Genomic DNA, 16315 nt, shown 5'->3' on the forward strand with positions numbered 1-16315 from the left:
GATGACGTCCTTCGTGGCCCTGGATCCCCGCCTGCGCGGGGATACGGCGCCGCAACGGGATCACAACGCCGCCAGCACCGCGTTCGTCATGTCCTGCGTCGTCGCGGTCCCGCCCAGGTCGGGGGTGCGGTGTCCAGCGACCAGCGCGGCGGTCACCGCTGCCTCGATGCGGTCGGCCGCATCCGCTTCCCCCAGCGAATGGCGCAGCATCATCGCCGCCGACAGGATCGTCGCCAGCGGGTTCGCCTTGCCTTGGCCCGCGATATCGGGGGCCGAGCCGTGGATCGGTTCGTACAGGCCCTTCCTGTCCTGATTGATCGCGGCGGAGGGCAGCATGCCGATCGACCCGGCGCACATGCTCGCCTGATCGGACAATATGTCGCCGAACAAATTGCCGGTGACGATCACGTCGAACTGGCCCGGATTGCGCACCAGCTGCATCGCGGCATTGTCGACATACATGTGGGTCAGCGCGACATCGGGATAGTCGGCCGAGACTTCGATCACCACATCGCGCCATAGCTGCGAGGTTTCGAGGACGTTGGCCTTGTCGACCGAACAGAGCCGGTGGTTGCGGGTGCGCGCCGTCTCGAACGCGACGCGGGCGATGCGGGCGACCTCCGCCTCGTCATAGCGCATCAGGTCATGGCCCTCGCGCAGGCCGTCCGCCGTCGTGCCCCGGCCCTTCTCACCGAAATAGACGTCGCCGGTCAGCTCGCGCACGATCACCATGTCGATCGCGGCGGCGACTTCGGGGCGGAGCGCGGAGGCGTCCTCCAGCCCCGCAAACAGCTTGGCCGGGCGCAGATTGGCGAACAGGCCCAGTTCCTTGCGCAGGCCGAGGATCGCCTGTTCCGGACGATGTTCGCGCGCGACATTGTCGAATTCGGGATCGCCGACCGCGCCGAACAGGACGGCATCGGCACGCTTGGCCAGATCGAGCGTCGCGGGCGGCAGCGGATGGCCATGGGCGCGATAGGCCGCGCCGCCGACCGGTGCTTCCTCGAACGTCAGCCCGAGATCGAGCGCATCCAGCACTTGGCGCGCCGCTGCCACCACTTCCGGTCCGATCCCGTCGCCGGGCAGTATCGCGATCAAAGCCATCATATCATCCGTCGTTCGCGCACGAAGATTACGCGCGGACGCCTCTGCCCCAACCGGCCATGCTCACGCAACCGTCCTTTTCAGCCGCTCGACCAGCCGGGTGCGCGCCGCCAGCACGTCCTGCCCCTTCAGCCCCAGCAAATCGCGCGACAGGAAATGGCCCGACAGCGTCAGCCCGTCGAACGCCGCCGCCCAGTCGGCCCGGCCCCCTTCGATCAGGAAGGCGGGTAGCGGCAGCAGGCGGTGTTCGAGGCCGACCGCCGCCGCCCGCGATACCGCGCCGCCGCTCTTGGGGCTGACATGGGTCAGGTCGTCGGTCACCCCGGTCGCGACGCATTCGTCGAGCGACAGGCCGAAGCCCAGTTCGGACAGGATCAGCAACTCGGTCCGCACCAGCGCCCCGACCCAGTCGCGCGCACCCGGCGCCGCGGCGATGGCCGCGAACAACCCGTCGAGCGCGGCATGGATGCGCGGATAGGGCTGCGCCTCAGGCAGGGCATAAGCGGTCAGCGCACACATCCAGTCGATCGCGGCGGCGGCCAACGGCTCGGCGAACAGCGGCGCGCGGCTTTCGACCAGTTCGACGGTCAGCGCCGCCAGCTGCGTATCGGTCCGCGCGCGCCAGTCGCCGCGGATCAGGTTGCCCGGTTGCAGCACCGGCCGGATCGCCCGGCTGCGCCCGCCGCGGACGTAACCGGGCTGGACGCCAGCATGTTCGGTCAGCACCCGCACGACCGCACCATGTTCGCCGTGCGGGCGCACGGAGAGGAGGATGGCGGTGGTGTTGAGGTGCATGGGGTGGGTCTAGCAGGGGTTTGCCAGCGATCCCACGTCTTGAATTCGATCCGCGACCAGCTCAACAAAAATCGTCGCCGAATGATGCAGCGCAAAATATCGCCATCAAATCCTGATGGAAATCAGAAAATCGGCTACAAAGTCTTGTTGACTAACCTGCTCTTATTTCCAATATTCGTGAAATGGATGCTTGCCGAGCATATCAGCGTTTTCTCAATCACGCCGGCCAACTCGCCGCACGCGGGTAGCCCGAACTCGGAACGGTTCGCCGTCCGAGTTCGGGGTTTATTCGATCTTTGTTTGGGATCGGTGCGTCGCGCCGTTTCCCGCATCGAATAGATGGAATCCGCACCATGTCAGATCCCGTTTCCAAGCCCGTGTCGGGCACCACCAGCGAGCGCGCGGCCGATGCACCGCAGCCGCCGGTCTATCTCAACAGCGAACCCGATCATTTCTTTTCGAACCGGTTTCGTACCCGGGTCGTCGAGAGCGACCCGACGAACCGACGCGACGGCGATCACGGCCTGATATTGATGATCGCGACGATCGGCGTGCCGATCCTCGCTTACTGTATCTTCAGCGCGATGTAGCGGTTCAGCCCCGACGCAGCCGGTGCATCGCCTTGCCGAGCACCGGCCAATCCCGCGCCCGCTTCGCCCGCTCGACACCGCCATCGAACGCCCGCAACGCTTTCACCGTCGCCCGATTGCCGAGCGACCCGCGCAGCAGCAGCAGGTCGGCACACGCCGTACCACCGGTCGCGAACTGGCGCTTGTGCTGTCCCTCGCCTTCCGTAAAATCGAACCGCTGCGCCGCGGGTTCGTCGAACAGGGTGCGGAACGCCTCCATGTGCAGCACGCTGCCCGGCGACCATTCGCTCCAGGCGGGATCGTGGCCGACATAGTCGTAGCGCACGTCGCCGCCGGTCATCGGGCAGTAGAGATAGGCGATGGGCGAACCCCCGACGAACAGCAGCCAGCCGAACGCCTCGCCGCGCGTGCCCCTGCCCTGCATCGCGGCACGGAAGGCGATGTCGTTGGGCAAGCCGGCGCCGAGCAACTTTTCCTGATAGGTCCGCTCGGCCACCTGGCGGGCGATGCCGTGGAACTCGGCCAGTTCCTGCGCCGTGCGATAGGTGCGGACGTCGAGGCTGCCTTCGTTCGCCTCGGCCAGCTTCTTCGCCTTGCGTTTCAGGCCGGAGCGGGCATTGCCCGACAGGCCGGCGAACCACGCGTCGAAACCGATCGTCAGGTCGGTGTGATAGCGGGTGTAACGCTGCCGAACGAAGGCGATCGGGCTGGTCGACAGCATCGCATCGACCAGCGGTTCGGGCAGCGACGTCACCGACCAGCCGTCCGCCCCCGGCGGCAGCGGCGGCAAGGCGGGCGCGTCGCCCGACAGCACGTCGCGCAGTTCCAGCGGCACGCGCACCAGCCGGCGGCGGATCGAAAAGAGCGTGCGCGCGCCGATCTGGAATTTGAGCGGCCAAGACTGGGCGCTCGTCACGCCGCGCGCTCCTCGACCCAGTTCGACCAGAGCTGTTCGACCTGCCGCCACCGCGTGCGCAGGGCATTGGCGGGCAGCGGCCGGTCGTCCTGCCCCAGGCGGAGCGCCGGGCGGTCGCGGAAATGGGTGGTGGGCAGCGCGTCGGCGCGTTCGGCCAACGTGCGGCACAGCGCCTCGAACCGGCGGACATGGACGCCGTTGGCACGTGTCCCCTGCCGGTTGGCAAGTTCGAAGCCGTGGCTAACGATCGTCACCGCCGCATGGTCGTGGCGGGCGGCGTAGGTCAGCGCGGCTCGCATCTCGGCGGCCGACAGCGCGCAAATCTGGAAATGCCGCCGCCCGCCGCCGGGCATCGCGATGGTCGTGACCGGCAGCTCGACCAGCCCACGATGCGCGACCGGTGCGATCAGGTCGGGCGACAGGGTGATCGCACTGGGCCAGGGATGATGCGCGCCGTTATGGCTGCTGTCATAGGCGAAGCCCAATGCGGCCAGCGCGTCGATGGTCGTGTCGTTGGCGCTGTAGCTGCCCGCGCGGAAGGCGACCGGTTCGGGCGCACCGCAGGCTTGCAGCAGGTCGCGCGCCTCGCCCAGCAGATCCTGCTGCTCCTGCCGCGACAGGTCGACCAGTTCGAACCGGCCATGCGCCTGCCCCCGATCACCGACCGCCGCACCGACCCAATTGGGGTGGAGATGCAGCTGGACCTCCTGCCCCCCGGCCAGGATCGCCTCCACGGTCGGCGCGATCGCCGCCATGCCATAGAGCTTCGCGGGCAGCGGATCGACGAAGAAGCACGCCTTCAATCCATGGGCGCGCAGCCGCTCCAGCTGCCACGTCACGCCGACCCCGGCGGGTTCGAGCGAGCGGGCAATGACGGTCGACGCCGACAGGTCGGCGGCATGGTGCCGCCACATCAATTCGGTGTCGATCGTCAGGAATACCGGCGTTGCCATAAAAGAGGTCCTGCACCGATGGGCGTAAACATCCCATAAAGCCCGCACCGGGCGCACGAATAAATTGTACGCCACGTACCAATGGCTCGTTAACCACGGTGTTGCAGACTTTACGCACTTTGTTACCGCGCCGTACCGAAACCATGCGGAAACCCGGCGACATTCCGGGCTGGACCGGCGGGAACAGGACCTGTCAGGACGTCGTTAGCCGCGTAACTTTCTGACCGGAGGAATGGATGATCGACGATATCGACCGCACCGACGCCATTTTTCTCGTGGCGCGTCACGGCCGGGCGGCCCAGGATGTCGCCGGATCGCGCAGCGTCCGCGCGGGCAAGCGGGGTGACGCGGGCGAAGCGGTTCGCTGGCAGGCGATCCGCAGTTTCATCCAGCGGGGGATCGGGTGACGTCGCCACCGCGCTTTGCGACGGCGAAGGAAGAGTAGAAGCGGGACCCCGGCTCAAGGCCGGGGTGACGGGGGATATTCGGGCGACCCGGCCCAATCGTTCCATTCGGCGATCGCGGTCGCCGTTTCCGCGCGCAGCCGGGCGTGCGTCGCCTCCTCGATCGCGCGGAGCAACGCCGCGTGGCAGGTCGCGGCGACGTCGACGCCAGCGGCCCGTGCCCGTTCGAACAGCGCGGGATCGATTGCGACCTTACCGGGCGTGGAAGAAGTCATAGACCCCCTGTGCCATTGCCTTGCTCACCCCTGGCGCCTTTTGCAGGTCCTCCAGACTGGCGTTGCGCACCGCGCGGGCGGTGCCGAAGTGCATCAGCAACGCCTTCTTCCGCGCCGGGCCGATGCCGGGCACGTCGTCGAGCGGACTGGCCCCCATCGCCTTGGCCCGCTTGTCGCGGTGTGCGCCGATGACGAAGCGGTGAACCTCGTCGCGCAGCCGCTGGAGGTAGAACAGCACCGGTGAATTGACCGGCAGCGTCAGTTCGCGCCCGTCCATCAGGTGAAACACCTCGCGCCCCTCGCGGCCATGATGCGGCCCCTTCGCCACGCCGACCATGCAGACATCCTCGATGCCGAGGTCCTCCAGCACCGCCTTGGCCGCGCTCAACTGGCCCTTGCCGCCGTCAATCAGGACGAGGTCGGGCCAGCCATTGCCGTCGCGGTCGGTCTCGCGATCCGGATTTTCCTCCTGCGCACGGGCGAAGCGGCGGGTCAGCACCTCCTTCATCATCGCGAAGTCGTCGTTGGTCTGCGCCTGCTTGATGTTGAACTTGCGATACTGCCCCTTGCGGAACCCCTCCGGCCCGGCGACGACCATCGCGCCCAGCGCATTGGTGCCCTGGATATGGCTGTTGTCGTACACCTCGATCCGGTCGGGCGGCCCTTCCAACTCGAACAGGTCGGCGACCTCGCGCAGCAGCTTCGCCTGCGTCGTCGATTCCGCGTTTCGGCGCTCCAGCGCCTCCTCCGCATTGCGCTTGGCCTGGTCGAGCAGCCGGCGGCGGACACCGCGCTGCGGCACCGATAGCGCGACCTTGAACCCGGCGCGTTCGGCCATCGCCTCGGCCAGCACCGGCGCTTCGGCCAGGTCGCGGTCGACGAACACGTTGCGCGGCGGCGGCACCTCTTCGTAGAATTGCATCAGGAAGGCGGCCATGACCTCGTCCTCGGGCACGTCGTTGGTGTGCGCGGGGAAGAAGCTGCGATGGCCCCAATTCTGGCCGCCGCGGATGAAGAAGGCCTGGATGCCGATCGTCCCCTCACGACAGGCCATGGCGAAGATATCGGCATCGCCGACGCCGTCCGCGTTGATCGCCTGCGAACCCTGGATGAAGGTCAGCGCCTTCAACCGGTCGCGCAGCACGGCGGCCAGTTCGAAGTCCATCGCCTCCGCCGCCGCCTGCATCTGCGTGCCCAGCTTCGCCTGCACCTTGGTCGACTTGCCGGCGAGGAAGTCCTTCGCGTCCGCAATCAGCTCGGCATAGGCGGCCTGATCGATCCGCCCAACGCACGGCGCCGAGCAGCGCTTGATCTGGTACAGCAGGCACGGCCGGTCGCGGGTCTTGAAGAAGCCGTCGGTGCAGGAGCGCAGCAGGAACAGCTTCTGCAACGCGTTCAGCGTCTGCGTCACCGATCCGGCGGACGCGAATGGGCCATAGTAGTTACCCTTCGCCCGCCGCGCGCCGCGATGCTTCTGAATGCGCGGAAATTCATGATCGGCGCGCAGCAGGATGAACGGGAACGACTTATCGTCGCGCAGCAGCACGTTGTACGGCGGGCGATAGCGCTTGATGAGCTGCGCTTCGAGCAGCAGCGCCTCCGCCTCGTTATTGGTCGTGACGATCGTCATCGACCGGGTCTGCGCGACCATGCGCTGCAACCGCTTCGTCAGGCGCGACACCTGCGTATAGTTGGCGACACGGTTCTTGAGCGCGCGCGCCTTGCCGACATACAGCACCTCGCCGCGCGCATCCTGCATCCGGTACACGCCGGGCCGCGCGGGCAGCGTCGCCAGCACGTTGCGGATCGCGGCGACGCCGGCGTCGATATCCGGCGCGTCCGACCCGCGCACGGTGAAGCTGGCCTTGTCCTCGTGGAAGCGGTTGGGAGCGTTGGGCGTTTCCGACATCGCGCCCGATTTAGGGAGTGCGCCCGCCAAGCGCCAGCGTCATGCCGCGGCGGGCGTGCGGCCCAAATCCTTGGCGCGGTACATCAGCAGGTCGGCGCGCTGGATCACGTCGTCGATCGATCGGTCGCCGGCCTCGATCCGCGCCGCGCCGATGCTGAGCGTCCAGGCCGGCAGCCCCGGCTCGCCGCGACCGGCGCGCAGGCGGATCTGTTCGGCGGCGATCAGCGGATCGGCGGCGCTGGTGACGACCAGAAACTCGTCCCCGCCCAGCCGCGCGACGAAATCGCCGCCGACGCTGCGTTGCAGGCCGGTCGCGATCGCGACCAGCACCCGGTCGCCGACGCCGTGGCCATGGCGGTCGTTGATCGCCTTGAACCGGTCGACATCGATCAGCAGCGCGACCCGCCCCGGCACCAGCAGCTCGGCCGCGCCCGCCGCCAGCGCGGCGCGGTTCCACACGCCGGTCAGCGGATCACGCAGCGCCATGTCGCGCAGCTGCTGCTGCGAATGCGATGCCGGAATCCACAACAGCGTCAGATTGGCTGCACCGAACAGCAGCTGATCGGCGAGGAACGGCACCATCGCCAGATGCGCGCCGATCGCCTGCGGCACCAGCGCGCCGATCGCGCCGGTCAGGTAGATCGGAACATAGATGAGCAGCATCGCCCCGGCGATCCGCCGCGGCCGCGCCGTCCCATCGGTCGCGCGATTGCGGACGAGCGGCATGGCAAAGGCAAACGCGCATCCGGCACCGACCAGCGACCACATCGCCGATGCGACGGGCGCCGTCCCGAACACCAGGGTCACGATGGTCGGGATGATCGCGGTCGCCGCGATCACGCCCCACATCCACAGCGCGATGCCGCGCTGTCCGTCGAAGCGCCGCACGCCGCCCAGCACCAGCGCCATCGACAGGGCGAGGACACCGTCGAACAACGGCTGGATCATCAGCGGGACGGGTTCCCCGACCAGCGCGGCCAGCACCAGCGCCGCGCAATAGCTGCCCGATCCCCAGCCCCAATACAGATACCATGCGCGGCGCCCGGCCATGGAAAAGAACACCACGGTATAGGCGGCACTGCACAGGATGCTGCATTGGCGCAGCGTCGCCAGGTCGGGAAGATCGAACATCGCCCAACCGGATTAGACGATGTTCGTTAACAGCCGATCACTACAGGATTTTCTACCCCGCCCGCGCCGCTTCGATGATGCGCAGGCCGCGCACGGCGTCGGCCGGATCGACCGGCACGTCGCCCTCCCCCCGGATCGCGTCGCGCATCGCGCGGTAGAACCCGCGCCAGTCGCCCGCTTCCGACCGGACCGACCGCGCAGTCCCTTGGGCGTCGGTCAGCACGCCCCATTGGCTGTCGGGTTCGATGCCATAGCCGCTATCGGTCGGCATGCCGCCGGCACGCAGCACCGCCTCTTGCGGGTCGATGCCGAATTTCACGAAGCTGCCCCGCGTCCCGTGCAGCGCAAAGCGCGGGCGCGGTGCGGCGACCAGCGACGCCGAACCGATCGTCACACGGCGCGCACCGTAGCGCAGCACGATCTCGAAATAATCGTCGACGCCGGCACCGTCGCGCTGCGTCGTGACGTCCCCCGCCACCGCATCGGGCATGCCGAACAGGCGGATCGCCTGATCGATCATGTGCGGCCCCAGGTCGTTCAGCAGCCCACTGCCCGGACCGCCCTCCTCGCGCCAGCCCGGCTTGATCGCCGGGCGGAACCGGTCCCAGCGCAATTCGGCCAGCTGCACCTCGCCCAGCGCATCGTCGCGCAACAGCCGTTCGACGGTCAGGAAATCGCTGTCCCAGCGGCGATTGTGGAATACGCTGAGCAACCGCCCCGTGCCCCGCGCCAGCTGGACCAGCGCGACGGCATCGGCATCGTCGGTCGCCAGCGGCTTGTCGACGACGACGTGCCGCCCGGCGGCCAGTGCCGCCTGCGCCAGCGGGGCATGGCTGTCATTGGGGGTAGCGATGACGATCAGGTCGAGGCTGTCGTCGTCGATCAGCGCCATCGGATCGGCGTGACGCACCGCGCCGGCAAAGCGCTCGGTCGGCCGCGAGGTCGCGATCGCCGCCAGCTCCATCCCCTCCACGCACGCGATCAGCGGCGCGTGGAACGACGCGCCGGCCAGGCCGAACCCGATCAGGCCGACGCGCACCATGTCAGTTCAGCTTCGCCAGTTCGGCGGCGACCTTCGCCACCTGTTCGTCGGTGATCCGGCCCTGGGCGTAGGGCTGGACCTGCTTCAGGCTCATCCCCTTGAACATCGGATAGGATTCATGCGCGAGCATCCCCGGGAACTGCGCGTCGAGGATCGCCTTGCCCTTCGGATTGGCGGCGATGGTTTCGATGCTGCTGTCGATGGTCAGCTTGGCTGCGGCCGGCGCAGGCGCCGGGGCGGTCTGCGCCGATGCGGCCAGCGGCATCGCCAGCAACGCGGCGGCGGTGAACAGGAACTTCATGACAATCCCTCCTTGGGCTTGGTCGCCCGCACAAGGACTTAGCGTTCCGGCGGGTCGTCGCCAAGCGGGTGGGTGATCGGTTCGCCCCCCGTCACCCCGGACTTGATCCGGGGTCCCGCTTCTTCTGCTGCGGGAAAGGCAGCGGGACCCCGGGTCAAGCCCGGGGTGACGGGAAAGGTTGCGGCGCCCGCCCTTACCCCGCGCGCTTCAGCCAGCCATGCATGTCCATCCACCGCGCAAAGGCGTCGAACCAACCTGTGCTGGTCGTCGGCTTCTGGTACATGCCGAACCCGTGGCCGCCCTGTTCATACAGGTGGAACTCGACCGGGCGCTTGGCCGCCTTCCACGATTCGATCAGGCCGAAGCCGCTGTTGGCAAAGAACGGATCGTCGGCGGCGATGGCGACGAACAACGGCGGGGCGTCGGCGGGCACCGGCCCCATCGCGGCCAGCGGGCCATAGACGTCGCCGATGAACGCCGGCCTGGCCGGACCGTTCGACAGGGTCGTCGCCATGGTTAGCATCGCGCCGGCGGAAAAGCCGATCATGCCGATGCGGTTCGGATCGACCTTCCATTCCCCGGCGCGCGACCGGATCAGCGCGAAGGCGGCATTGGCGTCGGCGATCTGCGGTGCCAGCGCATTGGCGGCGGCACCCGGCGCGGGCCGTGGACGCGGCGCGGTGCCCGAGAACATCTCGCGCATCGACCGTTCGAACCCGGCCATGTCCGCCGGCGTCTGGTTCAGGCGATATTTCAGGACGAACGCCGCGACGCCGCGATCGGCCAGCGCCCTGGCCACATCCCACCCCTCGTTCGACATCGACAGCGTGCGAAAGCCGCCGCCGGGCGCCACGATCACCGCCGTGCCATTGGCCTTCGCCGGATCGGGCAGGAACGGGGTCAGCGTCGCATCGGTCACATTGCGGGTAAAGGTGCTGCCATATTGCGAATGCCACGATTCCTTCGCGGTCGCACCGGGCAGCGTGCCTGTATTGAGCGGGATCGCATTCGGCTGCGCCGGTGCCGCGATCGGCTCCATCTTGTCGCTTTGCGCGCATGCCGGGGCGGCGGTGGCGGCGAGTGCCGCGCCGATTGCCCAGCCAAACGCACGGCGTCCGTAAATTGCTCGCATGTCCCTCTCCCTTTGTTATCGGGGGAGTATTGTTGCGCGGCCGGCCATTGTCCAACGATTCCTGTTAGCGGTAACGCGACGCTGATCCGGACCGGTCGACCGCGCGGTGGACTCAACCGGCGGAGCGTTCGCCCCGCCGCCACGGCCAGCGCCAGCCCCGCCGCCGGGCCACCCGACGCAGGCCGAACAGCATCAGCCCGGCAACGACGATCCAGGGCAGGGCGGCCACGACGAACGTCACCAGCGCGGCGACGCTCGTCGACAGCGTCGCCCCGGCCGCCTCGATGCTGGCCATGACCGGCGAATTGCCGCCGGGCGTGTCGTTGAACGCATAGGCGATCGTCAGCTTCGACATCGCGACCCGCTGGGCCAGTTCGGCGCGTTGCGCCTTCGCCGCCTCCAATTCCTCGTTGGTGGTGGCATAGGCGCGTTCGGCCTCGACCAGGTCGCCGACCTTGCCATTGCCCGACCGGATAATGGCGAGCAGCCGTTCGGCCAGCGCCTGCTTCGCCCGGACACGCGCCTCGGTGTCGATCACCTGCCGGGTGACGTCCTCCGCCTCGACCTGCCGGCTGGCCCGGCGTGCGTCACCTGCCTCGGCGATCGCATCGAACCGGCGGGTCAGCGCCTCGGCCTGCCGCGCATCGACCATCAGCACCGCTTCGTCATGGACGACATGATCGTCCGGACCCGGCGTGTTGAGCGACGACCGGACGATCAGGCAGCGGGCAGGCCCCAGCCGGCGGCACAGGTCGAGTTGTTGCCCCTGCACCTGCGCAACGGTCCTGCGATCAAAGGCATAGGTGACCGAATAGCTATAGGCGATCTTCGAACCGGTCGCGGCCGGCGACGGCATCTCTGCCGGCGGCTCCTCGACGTCGAACGTCTCGGTAGTGGGCGACTGCATCGAATGGGTTTCGGGCGACGGCCCGCTGCAGCCCGCCACCAGAATGGCGATCGCCCCTATCAGTCGTTGTCCGGTCATCGTCCGCTCCCCTATCGGGGCCGAGCATGACCGGCGAGGTCGCCCGCCGTCAACGCCCGACTCCGATGCGGAGCGCGGGTCAGCCCTGCGCGAACAGCTTCGTGCCGACCACGCCGATCACGATCAGCACCATGAAACCCGCCTGGACCGGCGCGATCCGTTCGCCGAACAGCACCGCGCCGCCGATGATGACGCCGACCGCGCCAAGCCCGGTCCACACCGCATAGGCGGTGCCTGCCGGAATGCCGCGCATCGCCAGCGCCAGCAGCCCCATGTTCACGAACGACAAAGTGATCGGCACGGCGGAGGCGAGCAACGTCCCCTGCCCCGCCGCCCATTTCAGGCTCAATGCCCACACGATCTCACACACGACCGCAACCGCGAGAATGGCCCATGCCATATCGCCTACTCCTTTTGCGGGCTCGAATAGGAAAGGGCACGGCCGGAAACCCGAAAGAGGCCGTGCGGAAAATCAGGCCAGCGGCGGTCCGAACCGATTGGGGCCGGGATCGCTTGGCCGGCTAAGCTGGACGATCAACACGCCCAGGCTCGCCAGATACAGGATGTTGTTGCCGAACATCAGCGCGAACGGTGCCATATCGGGTGGTTCGTTCCCGGTCCCGATCCGGCTGAACAACTGCCCGAACACGATCATGCCGGTCACCAGGAAGGGCAGCGGCAACAGCCCCCAATAGCCCCGCCGTCCCGAATCATGCAGTCGCCGCACGACCGCCGCGGCGAGAAACAGGACCGACACTATCGCGACGATTGCGACCAGCGGCACGAACCAGCGCATCGGTTGCAACATCAGGTCCGGCGGGACCGGCCCATCGATCTGCACCGAATAATGCCCCGGTCCCGACGTCACGGTCGCACGTTCCGGATGTGCCTCTGCAAAGGCAGCCATGTTGCGGGCGATGCCGACGAACATCGGTATGCCGACCGCCATTGCGGCGATCATGTTGGTCACCATGACGCAGGCGACCCACGGCCAGAACAGCCGTCGCGGCTCGCGATCGGACCACCGGGTCAGCCGCTGGAGCTGAAACCGCGGGGTCCGGTGCGACGGCATCAGTTCAGGCGGCTGCCACCCAGACCGGCAATGGTCCGGTCGACCAGCGCGCGATCGGCATCGCCCGACAGGTGCGTCGCGATCAGCGTGCTGGCGGCCTTGGCAGCGGCATCGGCGGCGGTCGCGCGGACCTCGGCAATGGCGGCGCGTTCGGCGGCGGCAATCTTGTCGGTCGCCATCTTGGCACGACGCTGGGTCAGCTCGGCGGCGTCGGCCTCCGCCTTCACCAGCAGCGCCTGCGCTTCTGCCTCGGCGTGGGCGACCATTTCAGCGGCCTGTGCCTCGATCCCAGCGATCTTCGACGTATATTCGTCGCGCAGCGCCTCGGCTTCGGCACGCAGGGTGCGCGCTTCGTCCAGACGGGTGCGGATCGCCGCGATCTGCCCGTCGAGCAGGCGACCGATCAGCGCGGGCACACCCTTCACGACCAGCACCAGCAGGAACAGCAGCATCGCGGCGCTGACCCATGCGGTCGCATTCAGCCCGAGGGCGGTCGGATCGACATGCGCCGTACCGGTGGCGCTGCCATGCGAACCCTCGACAGCGTCGGCTCCGGTCTTGGGCAGGCCCTCTTCATGGATCGCTTCGTTCAGCGTCGGGCTGGTATGGGCGACGTTGGGATTAGCCATGGAGCACCGCCTTCACCGCGCCCTGCGCGTCCTGTTCGCTGACCCGCACGCCCGAGACGCGCTCGACGATCGCCTGTGCCGCTTCGGCTGCGACCTGCTCGACCTGCGCCATCGCCGCACCGCGCTGGGTAGCGATATCGGCTTCGGCCTGTGCGACCCGCGCCTGCATGTCGGCATTGGCCGCGGCCAGCCGTTCGGCCGCTGCCGCCGCGCCCTTGGCACGGGCTTCGGCCAGCAGCTTCTGCGCAGCCTCGCGGCTGGCATTTTCGCGGGCACGCCATGCCGCCTCGGTCGCATCCGCCTGCCCACGCGCCGCTTCGGCGGCGGCGAGGTCGGCGGCGATGCCCTGGTCGCGCTGGTCGACCGTGCCCTGCACCTTGGGCACCATGCCGAGGCCCACGACCAGGAACACGATGCCGAAGGTCAGCACCAGCCAGAAGACCTGCGACCCCCAGGTCGCGGCGAGCTGCTCGATTTGCGGCATGAAACGTCCCGTATTGGTCTGGTCGACCGGGCGCCATCGCCCGGCCGAAACCGGTCCGTCATCCGGACCGGGAGTCCGGCGCGAGGCACCCCCCGCGCCGGGCGTCACGCATGTTACGCGACGAAGATCAGCAGCACTGCGACGACGAACGCCAGCAGGCCCAGAAGTTCGGCGGCGGCGAAGCCGATGAACATGTTGCCCTGCTGACCGGCAGCGGCCGACGGGTTGCGCAGCGCGCCCTGCAGGAAGGCGGCGAAGACGTTGCCCACGCCGAGTGCGGCAAGGCCGGCACCGATGGCTGCGAGACCGGCGCCGAGGAACTTGATGGCGTCTGCTTCCATGTCGAAAACTCCCTTGGAAAAATCTGAATGTTGGTTGGGATCAGTGATGGTCGTGCAGGTGCACGGCATCGTTGATGTAGAGCGAGGTCAGCAGCGCGAAGACATATGCCTGCACGCCGGCGACCAGCATTTCGAGGGCCGACACGCCGACCATCAGCGCGAAGCTCGGCACGCTGACCAGCACGCCGATGCCCGCGCCGGTGGCGGTCGAATTGATGATGAAGCCCGCCAGCACCTTCAGCAGGATGTGTCCCGCGGTCATCGCCACGAACAGTCGCAGCGCGAGGCTGAACGGGCGGACCATGAACGACACGAACTCGATCGGCGCGACCAGCAGCAGCACCGGGATCGGCGTACCCTTCGGCGCGAACAGGCTGAAGAAACGGAGACCATGCTTGAACAGACCGACGACCAGCACGATCGAGAAACTGGCAATGGCAAGGACGCCGGTCACGGTGAAGTGGCTGGTGACGGTGAAGGGGTGCAGCCCGACCAGACCGAACGGCAGCAGGCCGACGACGTTCGCGAACAGGATAAACATGAACAGCGAGAAGACGTACGGAAGGTACTTGCGTCCTTCATGCCCGATATTCGCGGCGAGCAGCTTGTCGATGAAGCCGGTAAAGCCCTCGACCGCCATCTGCCAGCGACCGGGCACCTGCTGCTGCTTCATGCCGCCGATCATGAACACGAACAGCGCGACCGCCGCGACGATCATCCACAGCGCCGAATTGGTGAACGGCAGGACGTGATCGCCCAGGGGAATGTTGAAGATCGTCTGCACCTCGAACTGGTGCATCGGATCGATCTTGCCTGCCTGCGCCACGTCGCTTCGCCCCGATATGCCAAGGCGCCCGAGGACTGTCAGTCCGGACGCCGGTTCGAAATCCTGATGATATTCCTGAACGCACTGACGATCCCGAGGGAGAGCAGCACGAGCAGGAGCCATGGCGAGGTGCCGAGCAGATAGTCGAGGGTCCCCCCGATCACCGCCCCCCCGACCATTCCGCCCACCAGTTCGGCCAGCACGCGGTTGCCGAGGCGGTAGTTTTTGTCCCCCGCTTCGTCGCGCGCCTGGCCGGTCCGGATCGCCTCGTCCTTTTTCGCCTGGTTCAGCCGCGCGTCGAGCGAGGTGATCCGGGGATCTTCGGGCAAGGGGTCTAGTCCGGGCTCGTTCTCCGCCATCATCCCCTCCCATGACCTTTCGGTCGGGCCGGATATGCGCCGGATGGCGAGCCCGCCAAGGCAGGCGCGCTTTAGGAAGGTGACGGTTTCGAGTCAACCATAGCGTTCGCGCGGAAACCTTTCGGGACGATGAACGAAGCGGCGCCAAGGGGGCAGAGAGCATCGCTACCCGTTCATTTGCTTGGCTGCCCCGGGAATATGACTACACCAGCCTTGCGGTCGACACATCGGCCGCAAAGGAGGTGATTGAGCTGAACAACGATACCGCAACCGTCATCATCGGCGTAATTATGCTGATGGTGGCTTTCGCGACCCTGGTGCTGAAAATCATCGAGGTCGCCCGCTCGAAGTAGCGGCGGGACGGGGTCGGCCTGGCAGCCGGCCCCGTAACGTAGAAGACCCCGGCCGCTGGCACGACCGGGGTCTGGAGGTGTATCACTGAAGTCAGATACCGCATGATCGAAATAGCGCATGATGCGCCTTTTTTCAATCCCTCACACGCAGCGCGGGTCGCGTTCGGGCGGACCGTTACCACGCGTTTCCCAGCTACCGCCCGGCGTCTTGTACTTCTCGCCCGGCTTGGTCTGCGCGATCAGGTTGCAGCCCGACACGAACGCGAACTGTTCGACGGTCGCGCCCGACTGTGCACCGCGGGTATAAGCCGCCTTGCGCTGGATGTTGATGTTGGCAACCAGCGCGCGCAGCTCGGCCGTGCCGCCGCCGACGACGCCCAGATAGCCGTCAGGCTGCTCGCCGACCTGCCCTGCCGCACGCGCGGCCTGGTAGGCGGGGTCGCGCTGCGCCCATGCGGTGCCGGCAAGTCCCGCGACCGCGACGAAGGCGGCTGCGGCGAGGCCGTATTTGACGTAAGCATGCATGGTTCAGAAAATCCCCGGATTGTCCTGGATGAGGGTCTTCGCCTCGCCGTCGAGACGATACACCACTTCCTGCGTGATGTTGATGTTCAAGTTGATGACGATCGGCTTGTCCGGCGCGGACACGTTGACGCACCCGCCCGCGGCACATGCGGGCACGCCGATCACCAAGGCTCGCAACAGCATCACGGT

General features: G+C 67.4%; 23 protein-coding genes. 3 read left to right on the forward strand and 20 right to left on the reverse strand.

What is annotated here, in order from left to right; translation table 11 throughout:
* Nucleotides 1-60: 60 nt before the first annotated feature.
* Nucleotides 61-1104 carry a 3-isopropylmalate dehydrogenase gene (leuB, locus tag CA237_RS06350; protein ID WP_066693401.1) on the reverse strand — a complete coding sequence of 348 codons (1044 nt, stop codon included), beginning with the start codon at nucleotides 1102-1104 and terminating at the stop codon, nucleotides 61-63.
* 63 nt (nucleotides 1105-1167) lie between these two features.
* Nucleotides 1168-1899, reverse strand: a complete 732-nt coding sequence (gene recO, locus CA237_RS06355; protein WP_066693238.1) for a DNA repair protein RecO — start codon at nucleotides 1897-1899, stop codon at nucleotides 1168-1170.
* A gap of 39 nt (nucleotides 1900-1938) precedes the next feature.
* Here recO and CA237_RS06360 point away from each other — a divergent pair, with 39 nt between their 5' ends.
* Complete coding sequence (locus CA237_RS06360) at nucleotides 1939-2238, forward strand: hypothetical protein (protein WP_126013403.1); 300 nt, start codon at nucleotides 1939-1941, stop codon at nucleotides 2236-2238.
* Nucleotides 2239-2252: 14 nt separating this feature from the next.
* On the forward strand, nucleotides 2253-2489 hold the full coding sequence (locus CA237_RS06365; RefSeq protein ID WP_126013406.1) for a hypothetical protein: 237 nt from the start codon (nucleotides 2253-2255) through the stop codon (nucleotides 2487-2489).
* 4 nt (nucleotides 2490-2493) lie between these two features.
* On the opposite strand, the gene CA237_RS06370 is transcribed toward CA237_RS06365, so the two are convergent.
* On the reverse strand, nucleotides 2494-3405 hold the full coding sequence (locus CA237_RS06370; protein ID WP_084401767.1) for a GNAT family N-acetyltransferase: 912 nt from the start codon (nucleotides 3403-3405) through the stop codon (nucleotides 2494-2496).
* Nucleotides 3402-4358, reverse strand: coding sequence for a polysaccharide deacetylase family protein (locus CA237_RS06375; protein WP_066693245.1), 957 nt, complete (start codon nucleotides 4356-4358; stop codon nucleotides 3402-3404). Before CA237_RS06375 ends, CA237_RS06370 begins: the two co-directional genes overlap by 4 nt.
* Before the next feature lie 236 nt (nucleotides 4359-4594).
* Here CA237_RS06375 and CA237_RS19605 point away from each other — a divergent pair, with 236 nt between their 5' ends.
* Nucleotides 4595-4765, forward strand: a complete 171-nt coding sequence (locus tag CA237_RS19605; protein ID WP_157092782.1) for a hypothetical protein — start codon at nucleotides 4595-4597, stop codon at nucleotides 4763-4765.
* Nucleotides 4766-4818: 53 nt separating this feature from the next.
* Here CA237_RS19605 and CA237_RS06380 read toward each other — a convergent pair whose 3' ends face one another.
* From CA237_RS06380 to CA237_RS06455, 16 genes are all read right to left on the reverse strand, one after another.
* Complete coding sequence (locus tag CA237_RS06380) at nucleotides 4819-5037, reverse strand: type II toxin-antitoxin system CcdA family antitoxin (RefSeq protein WP_066693251.1); 219 nt, start codon at nucleotides 5035-5037, stop codon at nucleotides 4819-4821.
* Nucleotides 5015-6946: an excinuclease ABC subunit UvrC gene (uvrC, locus tag CA237_RS06385; RefSeq protein ID WP_066693258.1), complete on the reverse strand. Its 1932-nt coding sequence runs from the start codon at nucleotides 6944-6946 to the stop codon at nucleotides 5015-5017. Before uvrC ends, CA237_RS06380 begins: the two co-directional genes overlap by 23 nt.
* A gap of 39 nt (nucleotides 6947-6985) precedes the next feature.
* A complete protein-coding gene (locus CA237_RS06390) occupies nucleotides 6986-8077 on the reverse strand; it encodes a GGDEF domain-containing protein (protein WP_066693260.1) in 1092 nt (363 codons plus the stop codon).
* Nucleotides 8078-8129: 52 nt separating this feature from the next.
* Complete coding sequence (locus tag CA237_RS06395; RefSeq protein ID WP_066693263.1) at nucleotides 8130-9119, reverse strand: oxidoreductase; 990 nt, start codon at nucleotides 9117-9119, stop codon at nucleotides 8130-8132.
* Nucleotide 9120: 1 nt separating this feature from the next.
* Complete coding sequence (locus CA237_RS06400; protein WP_066693266.1) at nucleotides 9121-9420, reverse strand: hypothetical protein; 300 nt, start codon at nucleotides 9418-9420, stop codon at nucleotides 9121-9123.
* Between the two features lie 193 nt (nucleotides 9421-9613).
* Nucleotides 9614-10552, reverse strand: a complete 939-nt coding sequence (locus tag CA237_RS06405; protein ID WP_066693269.1) for an alpha/beta hydrolase — start codon at nucleotides 10550-10552, stop codon at nucleotides 9614-9616.
* A 112-nt stretch (nucleotides 10553-10664) separates the two neighbouring features.
* On the reverse strand, nucleotides 10665-11537 hold the full coding sequence (locus tag CA237_RS06410) for a DUF4349 domain-containing protein (RefSeq protein ID WP_126013409.1): 873 nt from the start codon (nucleotides 11535-11537) through the stop codon (nucleotides 10665-10667).
* Between the two features lie 79 nt (nucleotides 11538-11616).
* Nucleotides 11617-11937, reverse strand: a complete 321-nt coding sequence (locus CA237_RS06415) for a multidrug efflux SMR transporter (RefSeq protein ID WP_066693274.1) — start codon at nucleotides 11935-11937, stop codon at nucleotides 11617-11619.
* Between the two features lie 72 nt (nucleotides 11938-12009).
* Nucleotides 12010-12609, reverse strand: coding sequence for a DUF805 domain-containing protein (locus tag CA237_RS06420; RefSeq protein WP_126013412.1), 600 nt, complete (start codon nucleotides 12607-12609; stop codon nucleotides 12010-12012).
* Nucleotides 12609-13238 (reverse strand): hypothetical protein, encoded by a 630-nt coding sequence (locus tag CA237_RS06425; RefSeq protein WP_066693280.1) that lies wholly within the window; start codon nucleotides 13236-13238, stop codon nucleotides 12609-12611. Before CA237_RS06425 ends, CA237_RS06420 begins: the two co-directional genes overlap by 1 nt.
* Entirely contained in the window at nucleotides 13231-13722 is a 492-nt protein-coding gene (locus CA237_RS06430) for an ATPase (RefSeq protein WP_066693283.1), read from the reverse strand. Before CA237_RS06430 ends, CA237_RS06425 begins: the two co-directional genes overlap by 8 nt.
* A gap of 113 nt (nucleotides 13723-13835) precedes the next feature.
* Nucleotides 13836-14063 carry a F0F1 ATP synthase subunit C gene (locus tag CA237_RS06435; protein WP_055759731.1) on the reverse strand — a complete coding sequence of 76 codons (228 nt, stop codon included), beginning with the start codon at nucleotides 14061-14063 and terminating at the stop codon, nucleotides 13836-13838.
* 40 nt (nucleotides 14064-14103) lie between these two features.
* Complete coding sequence (locus CA237_RS06440; protein WP_055759728.1) at nucleotides 14104-14889, reverse strand: F0F1 ATP synthase subunit A; 786 nt, start codon at nucleotides 14887-14889, stop codon at nucleotides 14104-14106.
* A 38-nt stretch (nucleotides 14890-14927) separates the two neighbouring features.
* Nucleotides 14928-15248, reverse strand: a complete 321-nt coding sequence (locus CA237_RS06445) for an AtpZ/AtpI family protein (RefSeq protein ID WP_066693404.1) — start codon at nucleotides 15246-15248, stop codon at nucleotides 14928-14930.
* Nucleotides 15249-15742: 494 nt separating this feature from the next.
* Nucleotides 15743-16126: a YdbL family protein gene (locus tag CA237_RS06450; protein WP_066693285.1), complete on the reverse strand. Its 384-nt coding sequence runs from the start codon at nucleotides 16124-16126 to the stop codon at nucleotides 15743-15745.
* Nucleotides 16127-16129: 3 nt separating this feature from the next.
* A complete protein-coding gene (locus CA237_RS06455) occupies nucleotides 16130-16309 on the reverse strand; it encodes a YnbE family lipoprotein (protein WP_198158607.1) in 180 nt (59 codons plus the stop codon).
* Nucleotides 16310-16315: the final 6 nt, after the last annotated feature.

Source organism: Sphingomonas sp. ABOLH (assembly GCF_003951715.1).
In the GTDB taxonomy this organism is placed as follows: domain Bacteria; phylum Pseudomonadota; class Alphaproteobacteria; order Sphingomonadales; family Sphingomonadaceae; genus Sphingomonas; species Sphingomonas hankookensis_A.

What these genes read in the sequence shown, in the direction of transcription:
- uvrC (WP_066693258.1), bottom strand. Translation starts at nt 6,946, where the DNA reads ATGTCGGAAACGCCCAACGCTCCCAACCGCTTCCACGAGGACAAGGCC.
- CA237_RS06395 (WP_066693263.1), bottom strand. Translation starts at nt 9,119, where the DNA reads ATGGTGCGCGTCGGCCTGATCGGGTTCGGCCTGGCCGGCGCGTCGTTC.
- CA237_RS06420 (WP_126013412.1), bottom strand. Translation starts at nt 12,609, where the DNA reads ATGCCGTCGCACCGGACCCCGCGGTTTCAGCTCCAGCGGCTGACCCGG.
- CA237_RS06435 (WP_055759731.1), bottom strand. Translation starts at nt 14,063, where the DNA reads ATGGAAGCAGACGCCATCAAGTTCCTCGGCGCCGGTCTCGCAGCCATC.
- recO (WP_066693238.1), bottom strand. Translation starts at nt 1,899, where the DNA reads ATGCACCTCAACACCACCGCCATCCTCCTCTCCGTGCGCCCGCACGGC.
- CA237_RS06365 (WP_126013406.1), top strand. Translation starts at nt 2,253, where the DNA reads ATGTCAGATCCCGTTTCCAAGCCCGTGTCGGGCACCACCAGCGAGCGC.
- CA237_RS06410 (WP_126013409.1), bottom strand. Translation starts at nt 11,537, where the DNA reads ATGACCGGACAACGACTGATAGGGGCGATCGCCATTCTGGTGGCGGGC.
- CA237_RS06375 (WP_066693245.1), bottom strand. Translation starts at nt 4,358, where the DNA reads ATGGCAACGCCGGTATTCCTGACGATCGACACCGAATTGATGTGGCGG.
- CA237_RS06400 (WP_066693266.1), bottom strand. Translation starts at nt 9,420, where the DNA reads ATGAAGTTCCTGTTCACCGCCGCCGCGTTGCTGGCGATGCCGCTGGCC.
- leuB (WP_066693401.1), bottom strand. Translation starts at nt 1,104, where the DNA reads ATGGCTTTGATCGCGATACTGCCCGGCGACGGGATCGGACCGGAAGTG.
- CA237_RS06430 (WP_066693283.1), bottom strand. Translation starts at nt 13,722, where the DNA reads ATGCCGCAAATCGAGCAGCTCGCCGCGACCTGGGGGTCGCAGGTCTTC.
- CA237_RS06450 (WP_066693285.1), bottom strand. Translation starts at nt 16,126, where the DNA reads ATGCATGCTTACGTCAAATACGGCCTCGCCGCAGCCGCCTTCGTCGCG.
- CA237_RS06405 (WP_066693269.1), bottom strand. Translation starts at nt 10,552, where the DNA reads ATGCGAGCAATTTACGGACGCCGTGCGTTTGGCTGGGCAATCGGCGCG.
- CA237_RS06445 (WP_066693404.1), bottom strand. Translation starts at nt 15,248, where the DNA reads ATGGCGGAGAACGAGCCCGGACTAGACCCCTTGCCCGAAGATCCCCGG.
- CA237_RS06415 (WP_066693274.1), bottom strand. Translation starts at nt 11,937, where the DNA reads ATGGCATGGGCCATTCTCGCGGTTGCGGTCGTGTGTGAGATCGTGTGG.
- CA237_RS06425 (WP_066693280.1), bottom strand. Translation starts at nt 13,238, where the DNA reads ATGGCTAATCCCAACGTCGCCCATACCAGCCCGACGCTGAACGAAGCG.
- CA237_RS19605 (WP_157092782.1), top strand. Translation starts at nt 4,595, where the DNA reads ATGATCGACGATATCGACCGCACCGACGCCATTTTTCTCGTGGCGCGT.
- CA237_RS06390 (WP_066693260.1), bottom strand. Translation starts at nt 8,077, where the DNA reads ATGTTCGATCTTCCCGACCTGGCGACGCTGCGCCAATGCAGCATCCTG.
- CA237_RS06455 (WP_198158607.1), bottom strand. Translation starts at nt 16,309, where the DNA reads ATGCTGTTGCGAGCCTTGGTGATCGGCGTGCCCGCATGTGCCGCGGGC.
- CA237_RS06380 (WP_066693251.1), bottom strand. Translation starts at nt 5,037, where the DNA reads ATGACTTCTTCCACGCCCGGTAAGGTCGCAATCGATCCCGCGCTGTTC.